At 73.8% G+C, this 17,011-nt stretch carries 19 protein-coding genes; 13 read left to right on the forward strand and 6 right to left on the reverse strand.

What is annotated here, in order from left to right:
* Positions 1-74 precede the first annotated feature (74 nt).
* From ACFWI8_RS26985 to ACFWI8_RS27015, 7 genes are all read left to right on the forward strand, one after another.
* Positions 75-1,055, forward strand: a complete 981-nt coding sequence (locus ACFWI8_RS26985) for an ABC transporter permease (RefSeq protein ID WP_387096519.1) — start codon at positions 75-77, stop codon at positions 1,053-1,055.
* Between the two features lie 3 nt (positions 1,056-1,058).
* Entirely contained in the window at positions 1,059-2,123 is a 1,065-nt protein-coding gene (locus tag ACFWI8_RS26990; protein ID WP_387096645.1) for an ABC transporter ATP-binding protein, read from the forward strand.
* Between the two features lie 15 nt (positions 2,124-2,138).
* Positions 2,139-3,215: an ABC transporter ATP-binding protein gene (locus ACFWI8_RS26995; protein WP_387096522.1), complete on the forward strand. Its 1,077-nt coding sequence runs from the start codon at positions 2,139-2,141 to the stop codon at positions 3,213-3,215.
* Positions 3,216-3,399: 184 nt separating this feature from the next.
* Entirely contained in the window at positions 3,400-3,594 is a 195-nt protein-coding gene (locus ACFWI8_RS27000) for a hypothetical protein (RefSeq protein WP_311602128.1), read from the forward strand.
* A gap of 73 nt (positions 3,595-3,667) precedes the next feature.
* Complete coding sequence (gene mshB, locus ACFWI8_RS27005) at positions 3,668-4,543, forward strand: N-acetyl-1-D-myo-inositol-2-amino-2-deoxy-alpha-D-glucopyranoside deacetylase (RefSeq protein WP_387096525.1); 876 nt, start codon at positions 3,668-3,670, stop codon at positions 4,541-4,543.
* Entirely contained in the window at positions 4,540-4,953 is a 414-nt protein-coding gene (locus tag ACFWI8_RS27010; RefSeq protein ID WP_387096528.1) for a DUF6113 family protein, read from the forward strand. Before mshB ends, ACFWI8_RS27010 begins: the two co-directional genes overlap by 4 nt.
* A 335-nt stretch (positions 4,954-5,288) precedes the next feature.
* A complete protein-coding gene (locus ACFWI8_RS27015; RefSeq protein WP_387096531.1) occupies positions 5,289-6,926 on the forward strand; it encodes a hypothetical protein in 1,638 nt (545 codons plus the stop codon).
* 7 nt (positions 6,927-6,933) lie between these two features.
* Here ACFWI8_RS27015 and ACFWI8_RS27020 read toward each other — a convergent pair whose 3' ends face one another.
* Complete coding sequence (locus tag ACFWI8_RS27020) at positions 6,934-7,875, reverse strand: GNAT family N-acetyltransferase (RefSeq protein ID WP_387096534.1); 942 nt, start codon at positions 7,873-7,875, stop codon at positions 6,934-6,936.
* Positions 7,876-8,054: 179 nt separating this feature from the next.
* Here ACFWI8_RS27020 and fdxA point away from each other — a divergent pair, with 179 nt between their 5' ends.
* On the forward strand, positions 8,055-8,381 hold the full coding sequence (fdxA, locus tag ACFWI8_RS27025; protein ID WP_132934125.1) for a ferredoxin: 327 nt from the start codon (positions 8,055-8,057) through the stop codon (positions 8,379-8,381).
* Between the two features lie 70 nt (positions 8,382-8,451).
* On the forward strand, positions 8,452-9,567 hold the full coding sequence (dapC, locus tag ACFWI8_RS27030; protein WP_387096537.1) for a succinyldiaminopimelate transaminase: 1,116 nt from the start codon (positions 8,452-8,454) through the stop codon (positions 9,565-9,567).
* Positions 9,568-9,706: 139 nt separating this feature from the next.
* Here the strand turns inward: dapC and ACFWI8_RS27035 are convergent, their stop codons facing one another.
* Together ACFWI8_RS27035 and ACFWI8_RS27040 are read right to left on the reverse strand one after the other, a co-directional pair.
* A complete protein-coding gene (locus ACFWI8_RS27035) occupies positions 9,707-10,129 on the reverse strand; it encodes a hypothetical protein (protein WP_387096539.1) in 423 nt (140 codons plus the stop codon).
* A 252-nt stretch (positions 10,130-10,381) separates the two neighbouring features.
* Positions 10,382-11,278 carry a hypothetical protein gene (locus ACFWI8_RS27040; protein WP_387096542.1) on the reverse strand — a complete coding sequence of 299 codons (897 nt, stop codon included), beginning with the start codon at positions 11,276-11,278 and terminating at the stop codon, positions 10,382-10,384.
* Positions 11,279-11,313: 35 nt separating this feature from the next.
* Here ACFWI8_RS27040 and dapE point away from each other — a divergent pair, with 35 nt between their 5' ends.
* Both dapE and ACFWI8_RS27050 read left to right on the forward strand, forming a co-directional pair.
* Complete coding sequence (gene dapE, locus ACFWI8_RS27045; RefSeq protein ID WP_387096545.1) at positions 11,314-12,432, forward strand: succinyl-diaminopimelate desuccinylase; 1,119 nt, start codon at positions 11,314-11,316, stop codon at positions 12,430-12,432.
* A gap of 5 nt (positions 12,433-12,437) precedes the next feature.
* On the forward strand, positions 12,438-13,172 hold the full coding sequence (locus ACFWI8_RS27050; protein WP_387096648.1) for a TIGR00730 family Rossman fold protein: 735 nt from the start codon (positions 12,438-12,440) through the stop codon (positions 13,170-13,172).
* A gap of 431 nt (positions 13,173-13,603) precedes the next feature.
* Here ACFWI8_RS27050 and folP read toward each other — a convergent pair whose 3' ends face one another.
* Positions 13,604-14,416, reverse strand: coding sequence for a dihydropteroate synthase (folP, locus tag ACFWI8_RS27055; RefSeq protein WP_387096548.1), 813 nt, complete (start codon positions 14,414-14,416; stop codon positions 13,604-13,606).
* A 163-nt stretch (positions 14,417-14,579) separates the two neighbouring features.
* On the opposite strand from folP, the gene ACFWI8_RS27060 reads away from it, so the two are divergent.
* Positions 14,580-14,939, forward strand: a complete 360-nt coding sequence (locus ACFWI8_RS27060) for a DivIVA domain-containing protein (protein WP_311602114.1) — start codon at positions 14,580-14,582, stop codon at positions 14,937-14,939.
* 9 nt (positions 14,940-14,948) lie between these two features.
* On the opposite strand, the gene ACFWI8_RS27065 is transcribed toward ACFWI8_RS27060, so the two are convergent.
* Positions 14,949-15,743: an enoyl-CoA hydratase/isomerase family protein gene (locus ACFWI8_RS27065; RefSeq protein ID WP_387096551.1), complete on the reverse strand. Its 795-nt coding sequence runs from the start codon at positions 15,741-15,743 to the stop codon at positions 14,949-14,951.
* 207 nt (positions 15,744-15,950) lie between these two features.
* On the opposite strand from ACFWI8_RS27065, the gene ACFWI8_RS27070 reads away from it, so the two are divergent.
* Positions 15,951-16,118 carry a DUF3117 domain-containing protein gene (locus ACFWI8_RS27070; protein WP_019434894.1) on the forward strand — a complete coding sequence of 56 codons (168 nt, stop codon included), beginning with the start codon at positions 15,951-15,953 and terminating at the stop codon, positions 16,116-16,118.
* A 97-nt stretch (positions 16,119-16,215) separates the two neighbouring features.
* Here ACFWI8_RS27070 and ACFWI8_RS27075 read toward each other — a convergent pair whose 3' ends face one another.
* On the reverse strand, positions 16,216-16,935 hold the full coding sequence (locus ACFWI8_RS27075) for an O-methyltransferase (protein ID WP_387096651.1): 720 nt from the start codon (positions 16,933-16,935) through the stop codon (positions 16,216-16,218).
* Positions 16,936-17,011: the final 76 nt, after the last annotated feature.

The following is a 17,011-nucleotide window of genomic DNA, read 5'->3' on the forward strand; positions in this document are numbered from 1 at the left end:
GGCCGGGGCCGCGCGCCCCGGCCCGGCACCCGCCACACGCCTCCCGAGGCCGCTAGCGAAGGCTGCTACCGACGATGCTCCGCTTCCTCATCCGGCGAACGCTCGGCGCCGTCGCCATCCTCCTGATCATCAGCGCCGTCACGTTCTTCCTCTTCTACGCGATACCCCGCAACCCGGCGCTGCTGGCGTGCGGCAAGGGCGTCTGCACCCCGGAACAACTCGCCGTCGTGGAACGCAACCTGGGCATCGACCAGCCGGTCCCCGTGCAGTACTGGGAGTACATGGTCGGCATCTTCGCGGGCCGCGACTTCCCCGCCGGGCACTGCCCGGCGCCCTGCCTCGGCTTCTCCTTCCGCAACAACACCCCGGTCCTCGACACCATCCTCGACCGGCTGCCCACCACCGTCTCGCTCACCATCGGCGGCGCGGTGGTCTTCCTCACCCTGGGCCTCGCGCTCGGCATGCTGGCCGCCTGGCGGCAGGGCGGGCTGCTCGACAAGACGATGAGCTCGACCTCGCTGGTCCTCAGCTCGATGCAGATCTACTTCCTCGGCCCGCTGGCCCTCGCCGCCGTCGTCTACAACACCGAACTCCTGCCCCAGCCACGGTACGAGCCGTTCACCGAGGACCCGCTCGCCTGGTTCCAGGGGCTCCTGCTGCCCTGGCTGGTGCTGGCGACCATCTTCACCGCCAACTACACCCGCATGGCCAGGGCCACGCTGATCGAACAGCTCCAGGAGGACCACGTCCGCACCGCGCGGGCCAAGGGCATGGGGCCGCGCACCGTGTTCTTCCGCTACGCCTGGCGCGGCTCGCTCATCCCGGTCGTCACCATCTTCGGCATCGACCTCGGCTCCCTCTTCGGCGGCGCCATGATCACCGAGTACACCTTCGCGCTGCCCGGCCTCGGCCGGCTCGCGGTCGACTCCGTGACCCAGTCCAACCTCCCCATGCTGATGGGCGTGATGCTCTTCGCCGCCCTGATGATCGTCCTGTTCAACATCGTCGTCGACGCCTGCTACGCGCTCATCGACCCGCGCGTGCGGCTCGCCTAGGAGCTGACCGACGTGACCACCACCAGGCAGGAGGCGGGCGGCCCCTTCCTCTCCGTGCGCGACCTGCGCGTGCACTTCGCCACCGAGGACGGCGCGGTCAAGGCCGTCGACGGGCTCTCCTTCGACCTCGAACGCGGCCGCACCCTCGGCATCGTCGGCGAGTCGGGATCCGGTAAGTCGGTCGCCAGCCAGGCCGTCCTCGGCCTGCACAACCCGAACAACACGACGATCTCCGGCGAGATCCTGCTGGACGGCGAGGACCTCACCCAGGTCGGCGAACGACGACTTGAGCGGCTCCGTGGCAACAAGGTCGCCATGATCTTCCAGGACCCGCTCACCGCGCTCTCGCCCTACTACACCGTGGGCCGGCAGATCGGCGAGCCGTTCCGCAAGCACCGCGGCGCCAGCAAGCGCGAGGCCCGCGAGCGCGCCGTCGAGATGCTCGCCAAGGTCGGCATCCCCAACCCGCGGCGCCGAGTCGACGACTACCCGCACCAGTTCTCCGGCGGCATGCGGCAACGCGCCATGATCGCCATGGCGTTGGTCTGCGACCCGGACCTGCTCATCGCGGACGAGCCCACCACCGCGCTCGACGTCACCGTGCAGGCCCAGATCCTCGACCTGCTGATGGAACTCCAGCGGGAGTTCGGCTCCGCGATCATCATGATCACCCACGACCTCGGCGTGGTCTCCCGGGTCTCCGACGACGTCCTGGTGATGTACGCCGGCCGCGCCGTCGAACGCGGCCCGGTGCGCGAGGTGCTGAACCGCCCGCAACACCCCTACACCTGGGGTCTGCTGAGCTCCATGCCCCGGCTGCACGGCGACGTGGACCAGGAACTGGTGCCCATCACCGGTACCCCGCCCAGCCTGCTCACCCCGCCTCCCGGCTGCCCCTTCGAGCCGCGCTGCGCCTTCCCCGACGAGGTGGCCGGGTCCGCCTCCGTCCCCCACCGCTGCGGCAGCGAGCGGCCCGCGCTGCCCGAGGGGCGGGGCGCCGCCTGCCACCTCACGGGCGAGCAGCGCCGCGCCCTGTTCACGACGCGGATCCGCCCCCGACTGCGCTGAAGGACCCACTCACCCATGAGCGACGACAGCACCACAGAACTGATGACCGTGCGCGGTCTGACCAAGTACTTCCCGGTCCGGGGCGGCTTCCCGATCCGGCGGACCGTGGGCGCCGTCAGGGCCGTGGACGGGCTCGACCTCACCGTGCACGCCGGGGAGAGCTTCGGCCTGGTCGGCGAGTCCGGCTGCGGCAAGTCCACCACGGGTCGGCTGCTCGCCCGTCTTGTCGACCCCACCGCGGGCACCATCGTCTACCGCGGCCGGGACATCACCACCGCGGGACGGCGGGCCATGGCGCCCGTCCGCTCCGAGATCCAGATGATCTTCCAGGACCCCTACTCGTCGCTCAACCCCCGGCAGACCGTGGGCACCATCATCGGCGGCCCGATGGAGATCAACGGCATCGACCCGCCCGGCGGCCGCGAGCGGCGGGTGCGCGAACTGCTGAGCACCGTGGGCCTCAACCCCGAGCACTACAACCGCTTCCCGCACGAGTTCTCCGGCGGCCAGCGGCAACGCATCGGTGTGGCACGGGCGTTGGCCCTCGAACCCAAGCTGATCATCGCCGACGAGCCCGTCTCGGCCCTCGACGTCTCCATCCAGGCCCAGGTGGTCAACCTGCTGCGCCGGGTACAGCGCGACCTCGGCATCGCCTTCCTCTTCATCGCCCACGACCTCGCCGTGGTGCGGCACTTCTCGCAGCGGATCGCCGTGATGTACCTCGGCAAGATCGTCGAGATCGGCGACCGCGAGGCGATCTACGAGCGCCCCAGGCACCCCTACACCCACGCCCTGCTCTCCGCCGTGCCCGAGATCGACCTCGAGGACCCGGCCGACGGGAGCGAGGGCGCGCGGCCACCGGCGCGGGAGCGCATCCGTCTCGAGGGCGACGTGCCGTCGCCGACCAACCCGCCCTCCGGCTGCCGCTTCCGCACCCGGTGCTGGAAAGCCAGGGAGAAGTGCGCCACCGAGGAACCGCCGTTGGTCGCGCTCTCCGCGCGGGCCCCCGGCCACCTCACCGCCTGCCACTTCCCCGAGGAGGGCACGACGCTGGCACCTCCCACCTCGGCCGCCCCGCCCTTCACGCCCTGACCAGGAGACGATCATCTCCACGCCGGGGGCGTGCGCCCCTCCGCTGCACCCGTGCACCGAGACATGCTCAGGGAGATGATCGTTATGATCCATCGCGCGTGGTGGGTAAGACACTTCCAAGCAAGAACGGAAGCGTCCGTCGGCCTGCCCTGAACCGGGCACGACTACATGGAGGTGATCTTGAGTGGCGCTCTCCGTATCCGCGGTGTTGCTGCTCGCGGTCATTGTCGTACTGCTGGTCAGGAGGGCCGGCCTCAACGTCATGCACGCCATAGTGTGCGTGCTGTTCGGCTTCTACCTCTCGAGTTCCAACATGGCTCCGACCATCAACGACTTCACCAACGGCATCGCGAACATGATCAGTTCCCTCAGTTTCTGAGGCACGCGCCGGCCGCCGGCGGACCCCCCGGGGGGTTCCGGTCGCCACCGGCCGGCGACGTAAGCTCGCCCGCATGAGTTCCGGCCAGGCGGGTGTGCTTCTGGTCCACGCGCACCCCGACGACGAGTCGATCAACAACGGCGTGACCATGGCCGCCTGCGCCGCAGCCGGCGTCCGGGTCACGCTCGTCACCTGCACGCTCGGCGAGGAGGGCGAGGTCATCCCGCCCGCCCTCACTCACCTCGCCGCCGACCGGGACGACAGGCTCGGCCCGCACCGGGCGACCGAGCTCGCCGCCGCCATGCGCGCCCTCGGCGTCCACGACCACCGCCTCCTCGGCGGCACCGGCCGCTGGCGCGACTCGGGAATGCTCGGCCTCCCGCAGAACGACCACCCCGACGCCTTCTGGGGGGCCGACCTCGCCGAGGCCGCCGCCGACCTCGCCGCCGTCATCGACGAGGTGCGCCCCCGGGTCCTCATCACCTACGACCCGAACGGCGGCTACGGCCACCCCGACCACATCCAGGCCCACCGCGTCGCCATGCGCGGCGCCGAGGTCGCCGCTCACCGGGTCGAGCGGGTGCTGTGGAACTGCGTGCCGCGCGGCGAGGCCGAGGCCCGGCTCGCCGAACTGCGCGCCACGGGACCGGGCCGCTTCGCCGGCGTCGCCGAGGTCTCCGACATCCCCGGCGTGGTCGCCGACGACCAGGTGGCGCTCGCCGTCCCGCCGACGCCCGCGACCCTGGCCGCCAAGCGGGCCGCGATGGCCGCGCACGCCACCCAGATCGAGGTCGAGGGCGACGTCTTCGCCCTCTCCAACGGCCTGGCGCAGCCGCTGTGGGCGACCGAGTACTACCGGCTCGCCGCTGGCACACCACTGCCGCCCGGTGCCACCGACGTCCTCGCCGGGCTCACCGGGCTCACCGGCCGTGACGGGGAGGCGTCGTGAGGATCCTGGCGTACCTCGGGCTCGGCCTGCTCGGCGCGTTGGCCGGAGTGGCCGGCTCGCTGCTCCAGGGCGGCCTGGTGCCGCTCGGCCTGCTGCTCGCCCTCGGCGGCGCGGCCGGCCTCTTCTGGGGCGGCGCCCTGCTCACCCGCACCAGGGCCGGCGCCGGCTCGCCCGCCGCCGGCTGGGCGATCGCGGTGCTGCTGCTGACCGTGAGCCGCCCGCAGGGCGACTACGTCTTCGCGGCCGGCGCCGGCAGCTACCTCTTCCTGCTCGGCGGCATGACCCTCGCCGTGGCCTCCGCGGCCCTCGTGCCCACGGACCGTCCGCTGCCGCTCTTCTCGGCCGAGGCCATGGCCCGCCCGTGGCCCGGCAGAACCGGCCGGAACGAGGACAAGTCGCCGCGAAGGTAACCTTGTTGGGCCTCGCGTGGGGGAGGCCGCGGTGAACCGCGCGGCCCGCCATCACGTGTACGCATGTGCCAATCCTGTGGTGGGGCCGTTCCGTGGCTCCGTCCCCAGTATCGTGGGGCCAGTCGTCCGCGCCCGGCCCGCCCGGGACGGTCGGCGATGGCCAACCGGGAGATCCTGCCTTGAGTCGAGAAACTGACAGCCCATCCCCCAGTCCCCTGGGGGGGGATGGCGACGCCCGCCCGGGAGCCCCGCAGGCGGAGGAGAAGAAGACCGAGACCACGCTGACGACCCGCGCCAGGATCAACATCCCAGGATCCCGGCCCATTCCGCCCATCGTGGTGCGGGAACCCGTCAACGAGGCGGCCATGCGCGCCGCCACCGCCACCCCGTCCGCAGCGCCGGCCGCCAGTGAGCCGCCGGCCGCCCCGGGCGCCGTCGGCGGCGGCAAGTCCTCGGCCAAGAAGACCAGTTCCTGGTTCGAGCCCCGGAAGGCGCCGCCCAACAGGGCCGGTTCCGCGGACCACACGCCCTCCGGAGGGCACCCGGTCGTCACCGAGACGCCGCCCGACGGCATGCCGGGCCTCGGCGCGCCTGCCGGCGGAGGCTGGGCCGGCGTCCCGCAGCGCACCGACACCCCGCCCGCCGGCATCCCGCAGCTGCCGCCCCGCCCGGTGGGCACCGGTCCTGCCGGGCCGACGGCGGGACCGATGGCGGGCACCATGCCGCTGCCCGCCAGGGAACCGGTGCGCGAGCCGGTCGGCGGCCCGCTGCCCCCGGCCCTCGGGGACCAGGAGCCGGACGGCTCCACCATGGACCTCGGCGGTCCCTTCCCGCCCCCGCCGCCCTCCGACGTGCTCGCGGCCACCGGGCCGATGCCCAGAATCACCGACACCGGGCCCATCCCGCAGGTGCCGTCCGCCGGTTCGCCCCGGCCGCCGGCCCCCGCCCCTGAGCCGGCCGACGAGCCGGAGCCGCCCGCGCCCAAGCCCGCCGCGCCGGCCAAGCGCAAGGGCCGCTCCAAGATGCGGCTGCTGGTCGTCGGAGTGGTCGGCATCGCCGTGGTCGCCTACGGCGTCGGCCTCTTCATGAGCCCGAAGGACGTGCCGCGCGGCACCACGGTGCTCGGCGTCGACATCGGCGGCCTCAGCTCGCAGGAGGCGCAGGCCAGGCTCGACAGCCAGCTGGAGGCGGCCAACGAGACCCCGCTCACGCTGCTCGTCGGCGACCGGGAGATCGAGCTCAAGCCGAGCGTCGCCGGCCTCGCGGTGGACACCGAGGGCACCGTGCGGGCCGTCTCGGGCCAGGACTACAGCCCGGTGGCCGTCTTCGGATCCCTGATCGGCGCCGAGCGGGCGGAGAACGCCGTGTTCGCCGTCGACCGGGAGAAGCTGACCGTCGCGCTCGACGGCATCGCGACCGAGTCCGGCGGCGCGGGCCCCGTCGAGGGCACCGTGGTCTTCGAGAACGGCGAGGCCATCGGCCGGGCCGGCGAGCCGGGCAACGCCATCGACGCGCAGGCCGCCGCCGACGCCGTCGAGGCCGCCTTCCGCGAGCGGGCCGCCACCGGCCGCAACCCGGTCGTCGAGCTGCCGGTCAGCACCCAGGAGCCCACGGTCGGCGAGGAGCAGATCCAGCAGGCGCTCACCGAGTTCGGCGAGCCCGCGATGTCGGGCTGGGTCTGGCTGATGGCGGGCGGCCGGGAGATCCCGATGAGCCCCACGACCATCGACGACTTCCTCTCCATGCAGGCCGGCGAGTCCGGCGCGCTGCAGCCGGTGATCGACATGGAGGTGCTGGCCACCACCTACGGCAGCACGTTCGACGGCGTGATGATCGACGCGGGCGCGGGGCCGGTGCCGATGACCCCCGAGCACGCCGCCGCCGCGCTGATCCCGGCGCTGCGCGAGACGGCCACCGTGGACGAGGGGCCCGGCCGGCGCGAGGCGGTCGTGGAGGGCGCGGTCGGCCCCTGACCCGGCCCTACGCCCGGTCCGGCGCCGTCCGGTAGTGGTAGTGGTGGTGGTCGGCGAAGCCCAGCGCGTCGTAGAGCGTGCGCGCCGGCGCGTTGTCGACCTCCACCTGGAGATAGGCGGCGCTCGCGCCCTCCGCGAGCGCCGCGCGGGCCAGCTCGCGCATCAACGCGGTGGCCAGCCCGGTCCGTCGGTGGGCCGGGTCGACGCGGACCGCGGCGAAGCCCGCCCAGCGCCCGTCGACCACGCAGCGTCCCACTCCGGCGACCCGCCCGTCGGCGGCCCTGGTCACCGCGAAGAGCGGTCGCGGGCCGCCGGTCAACACCAGGCGGGCGGCCTCCGGGGCCTCGGCCGCGCGCGGGAAGCCGGCCAGCCAGTCGTCCGTGAGCTCCCGGCCCACCGTCACCCTGGCGTCGGGGGCGGCGTCGGCCAGCGGGGCGAGCGCCGCCACCCGCACCGTCGAGTGTCCCGCGGCCGGCCAACCGAGCCCTTCCAACTCCGCCGCCAACAGCTCGCCCGTGCCGTCGGCACCCGTGGTGAGCTGCAACGAGAGCGGCAGCCCCCGGGCCGCGTACCAGGCGCCGAGCCGGTCCAGATCGGGCCGGGAACCGCCCAGCGGCACGGCCGAGTTGGCCCGCCGCGTCCAGCCGCCGCAGGCCCGCGCCAGCCAGCCTCCGACCTCCTCGGCGTCGGGCCCGCCCCAGCCGCGCGCGGCCACCCACACGAGCTCCCTGGCGCTCGCCGCCGGCGTCCCGCGCCGTCGTGCCGGGGTCGGCGGCACCACCTTCCCGGCCACCAGATCGGCCTCGGCCAGCCGCACCGTCCGGCCGTCCCGCCGTGTCACGCTCAGTACACCGCCGGCCCACGAGGTGAGTACGCCCACGGTGTCCGTGAACCGCGCGGACTGCTCCCGCGCGCCGGTCAACGTCCGCACCGACACGCGTTTTCCCACGTCAGCGGGGGTAATCCGGACAACGAGGTGTCCGCTCCTGGTGAACTCCGCCGTCAAGCCAGCCCCCTGAAGGTCACGCTGCTGTTCTGACCGGAGATACTAGGGCTGAGCACCGACGACGCCGCGCTCCCGCGCGCCATCAGGCGGACCGCCGCCCCCTACCGAGGAGGACAGACAGCGTGACCTACGTCATCGCGGAGCCTTGTGTCGACCTGAAGGACAAGGCATGTATCGAGGAATGCCCTGTCGACTGCATCTACGAGGGGGAGCGCGCCCTCTACATCCACCCTGACGAGTGCGTCGACTGCGGTGCTTGCGAGCCGGTCTGCCCGGTTGAGGCCATCTTCTACGAGGACGACGTCCCCGAGGAGTGGAAGGACTACTACAAGGCCAACGTCGAGTTCTTCGACGAGCTGGGCTCCCCCGGTGGGGCCAGCAAGCTCGGCCTGATCGAGCGCGACCACCCGCTGGTCGCCGCGCTGCCCCCGCAGCAGCACGACGAGTGACCCTTCGAACCGATGTTGTGAGTCACCGGTCCCGCGCGGCGTCAGCCGTGCGGGACCGAGCTTTCAGAGAGTGAGCCACCCCGTGTCGTCGTCCCGCGTCTCCGCCCGTCTCCCGGTCTTCCCCTGGGACCGGCTCGAACCGTACAAGGCCACGGCGGCCGCACACGGCGGCGGGATCGTCGACCTGTCCGTGGGCACCCCGGTCGACCCGGTGCCCGAGCTGATCAGGCACGCGCTGGCCGGCGCGGCCGACAGCCCCGGCTACCCGACGGTCTGGGGCACCGCCGCGCTGCGCGAGGCGATCCTGGGCTGGCTGGCGCGGCGCACCGGGACGGTCGGCCTCGACCACCACAACGTGCTGCCGGTGATCGGCTCCAAGGAGCTGGTGGCCGCGCTCCCCGCGCAGCTCGGGCTCGGCCCCGGCGACCGGGTCGCCTACCCGGAGCCGGCCTACCCGACCTACGAGGTCGGTGCCCGCCTCGCCCGCGCCGAGCCCGTGCCCTACCGGGGCGACCCGACCGAGCTCGACCCGACCGGGCTGCGGCTGCTCTGGCTCAACTCGCCGGGCAACCCGACGGGTCGGGTGCTGTCGGCCGAGCGGCTGCGGGCCGTGGTGGCCTGGGCGCGCGAGCACGGGGTGCTGCTGTTCAGCGACGAGTGCTACCTGGAGCTCGGCTGGGAGAGCGACCCGGTCTCCGTGCTCCACCCGGACGTGTGCGGCGGCGACAGCACCGGCATCGTGGCCGTCCACTCGCTCTCCAAGCGCTCCAACCTGGCCGGCTACCGCGCGGCCTTCCTGGCCGGCGACCGGGCCGTGCTCGGCGAGCTGCTCGGCATCAGGAAGCACGCCGGGATGATGCTGCCCGCGCCGGTCCAGGCGGCGATGGCGGCCGCGCTCGGCGACGACGCGCACGTCGCCGAGCAGCGCGCCAGGTACGCGGCCAGGCGCGCCGCGCTGCGGGAGGCGCTCGCCGGCCGCGGCTTCCGCATCGAGCACAGCGAGGCCTCGCTGTACCTCTGGGCCACGCGCGACGAGCCCTGCTGGGACACGGTCGCGGAGCTGAGCAAGGAGGGCATCCTGGTCGCGCCCGGGGAGTTCTACGGGTCGGCGGGGGAGCGGTTCGTGCGGGTGGCCTTCACCGCGACGGACGAGCGGGTCGCCGAGGCCGTGCGCCGGCTGAGCTGACCGGGCCCAGGCGGGCCCCCGCGCAACCGGCCGGCCGGGGTGGGGGCTGGGGGCCCGCGCCCGGGCCCCACGCGGGCTCGACCGGCCGCGATGGTGCCGCGGACTGTCGACGGCGCGACGCGGCCTTCCCCGCGGAGCGTCAGAGCAGTGAGATGTCGTTCATCTTGTCGTCGACGGTGGGCACCCCGTCGAGGATCTGCTGGGTGGTCGGCGGCTCGCCGGTCACCGTGGTGACGGCCTCCTGGAGCATCGGGCCCGCGTCCCTGGCGGTCCGCTCGCCCAGATCGCGGACCACCGGCATCACGACGGGCATCGCCGCCTCGACCACCGGACCGGCCAGCTCCTCCAGCATCGGCGTCGCCACCCCGTCCACCGCCTCGGTCGCGTCGTTCACGCTCTGCTCGTCGAGCGAGAGCAGCTGGGTCGCGTCCAGACCGTTCACGTTGGGGTCGAGCAACGGCCCGGCCGCACTGGCCTGGCCGGCCGCGCCGACGACGGGCGCGGCGCTCGCCGCCAGCAGCAGCGCCGCCTTGGCCATGCGGGTCCTGAGGGGGTTCGACATGAGGCTCCTTCACCCTGGGTAAAGCCGTGTGAATGATGCCGTTACGGCGCTGTGCCTATCGGTCCCGGGCGGGTGGAAGTTGCGGCTCCCGACGGTAAAGGATTGGTAATGCGTCGCATTATCGGGGCCGCGGTGGTGCACGGAAAACGGGCGCCAGGCGCGCGCCGCACCCGCCGGTGAATTCGCGAACCGCCCTTTGCGACAAGGGCCGTCAACGGCGTGGCCGACGTAACTCCGGCAGTATTCCGGTAGTTACTCCGCCGCGAGCCCGAGCCGCAGTTCCGCTCCGGAATCCGCCGCGGTCCTGCCGCCCTCCGCGCCCGCCTGCCGCCAGCCCTCGCGGGACCGGTCCGCCTCCCACACGAGGCTCCCGAAGGTGATCCGCTCGATGCCGAGCTCCGCCGAATGGGCCAGCGACCAGTGCGCCAACTCCCAGCCCCGGCCGGTCTCCTCGGAACCCGGCACCGACACCGTCAACAGCGCCCCGTCGCCGACCGTCTCGACGCCCTCGCCGAACTCGCGCACCATCAGCGCGTTCACCGCCGCCACGCTGCCGGTCACCCGCTCCTCGGCGGCCGTGTCCACCGTGCAGTTGAGCGCCGCGGCGGCCCGCCCGGTCAGCGCGGCGGCCAGCAGCGACGCGTTCGGCTCGTGCTTGGCGTACTCGTCGGGGAAGGCGCTGCGCTGCACCTCCTGCGCCGCCTCGGTGAGCGGCATCGTCTCGTACTCCGGGACCTCGACGAGACGCTCGTAGAACGCGCCCGCCGCGTACACCGGGTCCATCACCTCGACCTCGGTGCCCCAGCCCTGCGAAGGACGCTGCTGGAAGAGGCCGAGCGAGTCCCGGTCCCCGAAGTCGACGTTGCGCAGCTCCGACTCCTGCATCGCCGTGGCCAGGGCTATCGTCACCGCCCGCTCCGGCAGCTCGCGCGCCGAGGCCACGGCGGCGATGGTCGCGGCGTTGGCCGCCTGCTCCGGGTCCATCGTGTACGACGCGTCGCCCTCGCCCGTCACCACGCAGTGCGGCGGACCGCTCTGGTCCGACTGCTGGTACACGAAGACATACGCCCCGAGCCCCACCAGGACCACCACGGCGGACACGCCGCGGACGACGCGGCGACCGCGCTTGACGCTCGTCCTTTCTGGCACCCGAAGAGACTAGCCGGTCCGGGTACCGTGACCCCATGGAACCGCCCCCTCAGGACCTCGACCTGGACCTCGACCTGGACGCCGCCGCGCTGACCGCGCGACTCGTCGACATCCCGTCCGTCAGCGGGACCGAGCGGCCGCTGGCCGACGCGGTGGAGGCCGCGCTGCGCCGGCTCCCCTGGCTGCGCGTCGACCGGTACGGCAACAACGTGGTGGCGCGCACGGACCTCGGCCACCCGGAGCGGGTCGTGCTCGCCGGGCACATCGACACCGTGCCCATCGCCGACAACGTGCCGTCCCGGCTCGACGACGACGGCGTGCTGTGGGGCTGCGGCACCAGCGACATGAAGTCCGGGGTGGCCGTGCAGCTGCGGATCGCGGCCACCGTGCCGCGCCCCAACCGCGACCTCACCTTCGTCTTCTACGACAACGAGGAGGTCGAGGCCGAGCGGAACGGCCTCCGCCACCTGGCCGCCGAGCGACCCGACTGGCTGGCCGGCGACTTCGCGGTGCTGCTCGAACCCTCCCTCGGCGAGGTCGAGGGCGGCTGCCAGGGCACCCTGCGGATGCTGCTGCGGCTGCGGGGCCAGCGCGCCCACTCGGCGCGCTCCTGGATGGGCGCCAACGCGATCCACGCCGCCGCCCCGGTGCTCGCCAGGCTCGCCGCCTACGAGCCGCGCCGGCCCGTCATCGACGGCCTCGAGTACCACGAGGGGCTGAACGCCGTCCGCGTCGAGGGCGGCGTGGCCGGCAACGTGATCCCCGACGAGTGCGTCGTCGCGGTCAACTACCGCTACGCCCCCGACCGCGACGAGCGGGCGGCGATCGCGCACGTCGAGGAGGTCTTCGCGGACTGCGGCGTCGCCGAGTTCGTGGTCGAGGACCACTCGCCCGGCGCGCTGCCGGGGCTCTCGCACCCGGCGGCCAAGGCGTTCATCGTGGCGGTGGGCGGCGAGCCGCGACCGAAGTTCGGCTGGACGGACGTCTCCCGTTTCAGTGCCCTTGGTGTTCCCGCGGTCAACTACGGCCCGGGAGACCCCAATCTGGCCCACAAGCGGGACGAGCGGGTGCCCGTCGAGATGATCCTGCGCTGCGAGGAGCGGCTGCGCGCGTGGCTGACCGACGGCGGCGGAGAGCGGAAGGAGTCGGAGTGACTGAGGTGACGGACGAGGAAGGCCCGAGCCGGGAGCAGCGCCTCGGCCCCGTGGTGCGGCGGCGCCACCAGGTGATGCCGGGCACGGCCGACCAGCGGCTGCTGGACACCAGGGGCCCGTCCGACTGGGTGCACCAGGACCCGTGGCGGGTGCTGCGGATCCAGTCGGAGTTCGTCGAGGGCTTCGGCGCGCTGGCCGAACTCGGCCCCGCCGTCAGCGTCTTCGGCTCCGCCCGCACGCCGGTCGGCTCGCCCGAGTACGAGATCGGCCGCCGCATCGGCCGCGGCCTGGCGGAGGCCGGCTTCGCGGTGATCACCGGCGGCGGCCCCGGCGCGATGGAGGCCGCCAACCGCGGCGCGAGCGAGTCGGGCGGCGTCTCGGTGGGCCTCGGCATCGAACTGCCCTTCGAGCAGGGGCTCAACGAGTTCGTCGACATCGGGGTCAACTTCCGCTACTTCTTCGTCCGCAAGACGATGTTCGTGAAGTACGCGCAGGGCTTCCTGGTCCTGCCGGGCGGCCTCGGCACACTCGACGAGCTCTTCGAGGCGCTGACCCTGGTCCAGACACGCAAGGTGACGCGCTTCCCGATCGTCCTCTTCGGCACGGACTACTGGCGCGGCATGGTCGACTGGCTCCAGCACACGGTGATCGCCCAGGGCAAGGCGTCCGCCAAGGACGGCGAGCTCTTCCACCTGACGGACGACGTCGACGAGGCGATCTCGCTGGTGACCAAACCGTAACCGCCTGCCGGGCCGGCCTGCCGGCCTACCGATCCGAAGGACCCGCGCCCCCCCCCACGACCCGGTGGCCGGTGCGCCGCACACGGCCGCCGGGCCCGCCCGCCCGGGCCCACCCGGCTCCGCCGGGCCGGCGCGGAGCGCCGGGACCCCGGCGGCGCGCCCGGCGCGGCCGGTACTGGCCGGGCGGCGGGCTTGCGCGCTCCGGCTCGCCGGCTTCGCCGGTCTGGCGCGGAGCGCCACGCCAGCGCGGAGCGCGACAAGGGCGGGTGGGTGGGGGACAACCCGGCGCGGAGCGCCCGGCGTGTGGCGCCCGCCGCGTCAGGTCCGTGCGGCGGAGCCGCGACGCCCGCGCGGAGCGCGCCAACGGGCGGGCGGGTGGGGCCAAGCTGGCGCGTAGCGCCGCGGCCGGCTGGCGGCCGCCGCGCGCCGCGTCAGGCGAGGCCCCGGCGCGTGGCCGCCGGCGCGCGGTGGCCGGCGATGCTCGCCACCATGTCCAGCACCTGCCGCGTCTCCGCCACCTCGTGCACCCGGTACACCCGCGCCCCCAGCCACGCCGAGACGGCCGTCGTCGCCAGCGTGCCCAACAACCGCTCCCGCACCGGCAGGTCCAACGTCTCGCCGACGAAGTCCTTGTTGGAGAGCGACACCAGCACCGGCCACCCCGTCGCCGTCATCTCGTCGAGGCGGCGCGTGGCCTCCAGCGAGTGGCGGGTGGACTTGCCGAAGTCGTGGCCCGGATCGATCAGCACCGCGTCCCGCCGGACGCCGAGCGCCACCGCGCGCTCGGCGAGGCCGACGGTCACCCGCAGGACGTCGGCCATCACGTCCTCGTAGGCCACCCGGTGCGGTCTGGTGCGCGGTCGGGCGCCGCCCGCGTGGGTGCAGACCAGGCCGACGTCGTGCCGGGCCGCGACCTCGGCGAGGCGTGGGTCCACGCCGCCCCAGGCGTCGTTGAGCAGGTCGGCGCCGGCCTCGCAGACGGCCTCGCCGACCTCGTGCCGCCAGGTGTCCACGCTGATCACCACGTCGGGGTGCCGGCGCCGCACCTCGGCGACGAAGCCGACCGTGCGGCGGATCTCCTCGTCCGCGTCCACCTCGGCGCCGGGGCCGGCCTTGACCCCGCCGATGTCGATGACGGCGGCGCCCTCGGCGACCGCCCGCTCCACCCGGGCCAGCGCCGCCTCGTCGCCGAAGGTGGCGCCCCGGTCGTAGAAGGAGTCGGGGGTGCGGTTGACGATCGCCATGATCACGGGCTCGTGGGGCCCGAACTCGCGTGTCCCAAGGCGCAGCACGCGCCGCGTTCGCTCTTCTCTCCGCACAACCCACGAACCTACCTCCAACCCGTGCGGCCCATGCCGTGGGTGCGGCATGCGACCATCGCACCGAAGGCAGGAAGGGGAGGCAGGCATGTTCTTGTTTCTGGTCGCCGCCATGGTCGTGGTGATCGCCGCCGTCACGCTCGCGGTGCTCGGCAGCGGGGACGGCTCGGGCGGCCCGGCCACCGGCGGGCTCGCGGACGCGTTGCCGGACCGGCTCGACGATCCGCTGCCCAGGGACCGCCCGGTCGGCCCGGCGGACGTGGTGCGGGTGCGGCTGCCGGTCGCGCCACGCGGCTACCGGATGGCCGAGGTGGACGACGTGCTCGACCGGCTGGCCGCCGAGCTGGCGGAGCGGGACGCGCGGATCACCGAGCTGGAGACGGCGCTGGCCGGGGCGCAGGCCCTGGCGCTGCACAAGGACCAGGGCCCGGCCGCCGAGCGCGACTGAGCGCGCGGGCTACCTGCCGTCGAACGTGGGGCGTTCCTTGGCGAGGAACGCGGCGACGGCCGCCCGGTGGTCGGCGGACGCGCCCGCCGTGGTCTGCAGCCGGCTCTCCAGGTCGAGGGTCGCGGCGAGCGAGTGCTCAGCCGCGAAGGCGAGCGCCTGCTTGAGCGCGGCGTAGGCCACCGTCGGGCCCGCGGCCAGGCGGCCCGCGACCTCCCGGGCCGCGGCCGGCAGTTCGGCGTCCGGCACCACGCGCTGCGCGATGCCGAGCCGCTCGGCCTCGGCCGCGTCCATCCGGCGCGGGAAGAGCAGCAGGTCGGCGGCGCGGGCCGGCCCGACGACGCGCGGCAGGGTCCAGGAGAGGCCGGAGTCGGCGGTGAGGCCGATGGCGGCGAAGGCCGTGTTGAACGAGGCGCCGGCGGCCACCACGCGGTAGTCGGCGGCGAGTGCGAAGCCGAGCCCGGCACCGGCCGCCGGCCCGTTGACGGCGGCGACCACCGGCTTGGGCATCTCGGCGAGGGTGCGCGCGATGGGGCCGTAGTGCTCGGCCACCGTCCGCATGGCGGCGCCCGCCTCCCGCTCGCCGGCGAGCGCGTCGGCGTGTTCCCCGAGATCCTGTCCGACGCAGAAGGCGCGCCCGTTGGCGGCCAGCAGGACGGCCCGCACGCCGGGGTCGCCGGCCGCTCTGCGCACCGCCGCGAGAAGGGCCTCCTTGGTGGGGAGATTCAGGGCGTTCAGCGCTTCCGGGCGATTCAGGGTGACGGTGGCGAGACCGTCGGTCGCTTCGTAGAGCACGGTGTCGGCCATGTCTCACAGGATGTCCCAGGCCCCGGCGCTATCGCGGTCAATCGCCGAATTGAGTGGTTTTGGTATCCCGCGTTGCCGAAGGGATACCGCCCGATGTTGGTCATCGGGACGGTCCATGCGGGATAATGGCCGGAAGCAATGTGTTCGAGGCCGGTGACCCCCCGGGTCGCCGGTCGCGATGAGCTTGGTTCAGGAAGGGGAACGAGCATGGCGGCCATGAAGCCGCGGACGGGCGATGGTCCGCTTGAGGTGACCAAGGAGGGGCGGGGCATCATCATGCGCGTTCCGCTTGAGGGCGGTGGCCGACTCGTCGTCGAGCTGACCCCGGACGAGGCGGTGGCACTCGATGAGGAGCTCAAGAAGGTGACCGGCTGAGTCCCCCCAGACCTCGTCTGGGCGGCCCCCGAGCCGCTGGGCCGATCTTCGCACTCGGCGCCGCCCCGGACCTCCGGGGCGGCGCCGTTTCGCGTTCCTAGGGGGTCCAGGCACGGGCCGCGCACAGCAGCCCGTCGCCGACCGGCAGCAGCGCCGGCATCAGTTCCCTGCTCTCCCGCACCGTGCGCAGCAGCTCCCGCAGCCTGCGCACCTCGGTGGGCTGGGCCGCCGAGTCCACCGTGCGGCCGCCGGCGAACACCCCGGCGAAGCAGACCAGGCCGCCGGGCCGCAGCAGCCGCAACGATTCTGCGAGGTACTCCAGGTACTCGAGGCGGTCGCCGTCGCAGAACACCAGGTCGTAGCCGCCGTCCGTGAGCCTGGGCAGCACGTCGAGGGCGTGGCCCGGGATGAACCGCGCCCGGTTCGGCGCGTGGCCGGCCATCCGGAACGCCTGCCGCGCGAACTGCTGCCGCTCCGGCTCTATGTCGACGGTGGTCAGCACGCCCTCGGGGCGCATCCCGCGGAGGAGGTACATCCCGGAGACGCCGGTGCCGGTGCCGATCTCCACCACGGCCCGGGCGCCGCCGGCGGCGGCGAGGAGCCGCAGCGCGTCGCCGTTGCCGGGCGTGACGGCGCGGACGCCGGCCTCCCGCGACCGCTCCCTGGCCCAGGACAGCGCCGCACCCTCGGCGGTCTCGGCGTCCGGTGCGCCATACGCCTCGGCGAACGCCCAGCTCGTCAGCCGGTTGCCGGTAATGGCCCTCTCCTGTCCCCGTCTGTCACGCGCTTTGAGGGTATCGACTTCCGGGGGGAACAGGACGCGCGGAGTGCTCGTTGGACCTTGTGCACCCGGGCGTTCCGCCGGCCGCGGCGACCGCGGCGGGGGAGGGCCG

Origin of the sequence: Streptomyces sp. NPDC127098 (genome assembly GCF_042722465.1) — a bacterium.
GTDB classification, from domain to species: Bacteria; Actinomycetota; Actinomycetes; order Streptomycetales; family Streptomycetaceae; genus Streptomyces; species Streptomyces millisiae.

What these genes read in the sequence shown, in the direction of transcription:
- ACFWI8_RS26985 (WP_387096519.1), top strand. Translation starts at nt 75, where the DNA reads ATGCTCCGCTTCCTCATCCGGCGAACGCTCGGCGCCGTCGCCATCCTC.
- ACFWI8_RS26995 (WP_387096522.1), top strand. Translation starts at nt 2,139, where the DNA reads ATGAGCGACGACAGCACCACAGAACTGATGACCGTGCGCGGTCTGACC.
- mshB (WP_387096525.1), top strand. Translation starts at nt 3,668, where the DNA reads ATGAGTTCCGGCCAGGCGGGTGTGCTTCTGGTCCACGCGCACCCCGAC.
- ACFWI8_RS27035 (WP_387096539.1), bottom strand. Translation starts at nt 10,129, where the DNA reads ATGTCGAACCCCCTCAGGACCCGCATGGCCAAGGCGGCGCTGCTGCTG.
- dapE (WP_387096545.1), top strand. Translation starts at nt 11,314, where the DNA reads ATGGAACCGCCCCCTCAGGACCTCGACCTGGACCTCGACCTGGACGCC.
- folP (WP_387096548.1), bottom strand. Translation starts at nt 14,416, where the DNA reads ATGGCGATCGTCAACCGCACCCCCGACTCCTTCTACGACCGGGGCGCC.
- ACFWI8_RS27060 (WP_311602114.1), top strand. Translation starts at nt 14,580, where the DNA reads ATGTTCTTGTTTCTGGTCGCCGCCATGGTCGTGGTGATCGCCGCCGTC.
- ACFWI8_RS27065 (WP_387096551.1), bottom strand. Translation starts at nt 15,743, where the DNA reads ATGGCCGACACCGTGCTCTACGAAGCGACCGACGGTCTCGCCACCGTC.
- ACFWI8_RS27070 (WP_019434894.1), top strand. Translation starts at nt 15,951, where the DNA reads ATGGCGGCCATGAAGCCGCGGACGGGCGATGGTCCGCTTGAGGTGACC.